Annotated in this window: 2 protein-coding genes; one reads left to right on the top strand and one right to left on the bottom strand. The window is 67.9% G+C overall.

All coding sequences use genetic code 11. The features are described 5' to 3' along the window. Positions 1–138: 138 nt before the first annotated feature. On the top strand, positions 139–576 hold the full coding sequence (locus HR086_RS47230; RefSeq protein WP_141649536.1) for a hypothetical protein: 438 nt from the start codon (positions 139–141) through the stop codon (positions 574–576). Positions 577–604: 28 nt separating this feature from the next. On the opposite strand, the gene HR086_RS47225 is transcribed toward HR086_RS47230, so the two are convergent. After that, complete coding sequence (locus HR086_RS47225) at positions 605–721, bottom strand: aminopeptidase (protein WP_141649535.1); 117 nt, start codon at positions 719–721, stop codon at positions 605–607. Positions 722–858 lie beyond the last annotated feature (137 nt).

The following is an 858-nucleotide window of genomic DNA, read 5'->3' as shown; positions in this document are numbered from 1 at the left end:
CGCCCGACGAGCCCACCGACCACCCCCAACCTAGGAATCGCGCTTCCCGACGGGAAGTCCGACATCCCGCACATGAAAACACCGACCCTGAATTCTGGACGTTTCACCCTGACTGGCGTCGCGGTCCTCGCCCTTGCCATGGGCCTGGCCGCCCCGGGTTGTGGAGATGGCGCCACCCCCTGCACCGAGTGTCCGCCCCTGGAAGGTCGCTACCGGATGGCCTTCGGCGACGGCGGCGTGCCGGCCGACTGCACCCTGCTGGGCGTGGAGCTGCCCCGGGGACGGCCGCTGGACATCACCCGCTCCGGCGACAGGCTCATTGGCAACCTGGAGGGCGTGGGGCTTCTGGGGAACGTGTCCGCGGAGGGCTCATTCACCCTCGCCGGCTCCCTGGGCGGAGCCATGGATGGCGGGAGGATGGACACCCTGAGCCTCGCCGGTCGCTACACGTCCTTCGAGGGGGACGGCGGCACGGCGCGACTCGATGGGACGTATACCGGCAACTACTCTCGCCCGAGCGGAACGGCGCCCCAGCGGTGCAGCGTCATCGTTCCGTTTTCGGCGACCCGGGAATAGCGCCACGGGCCGCCAACGGAGGACGGGCCTACTTCTTCTTGCTCTCGGCGGCCTTCGCTTCGGCCTTGTTCTTCTTGGCCCGCTTCTTCCAGGCCTGCTTGATCTTCATCTGCACGCGGCGGTGCTTGCTCTTGCTGCGGGCCATCGTTGACTCCTGTGCTCCGGTGTGGAGACGTGAAAAGAGGCGCTTAACTATCAGAACCCGAGGGGCTGCCGGAAGAGGAACCCTCCGAAGGCTGGGAAGGGGCCTGCTCGGCCCCCGGCTCCCCCCCGGAATCGACC

Source organism: Myxococcus sp. CA039A, assembly GCF_013336645.1.
GTDB lineage: Bacteria > Myxococcota > Myxococcia > Myxococcales > Myxococcaceae > Myxococcus > Myxococcus llanfairpwllgwyngyllgogerychwyrndrobwllllantysiliogogogochensis.
This window is presented reverse-complemented; position numbering and strand designations above follow the sequence as displayed.

Excerpts from the sequence above, each read along its gene's own strand:
- HR086_RS47230 (WP_141649536.1), top strand. The coding sequence starts at position 139 with ATGGGCCTGGCCGCCCCGGGTTGTGGAGATGGCGCCACCCCCTGCACC.
- HR086_RS47225 (WP_141649535.1), bottom strand. The coding sequence starts at position 721 with ATGGCCCGCAGCAAGAGCAAGCACCGCCGCGTGCAGATGAAGATCAAG.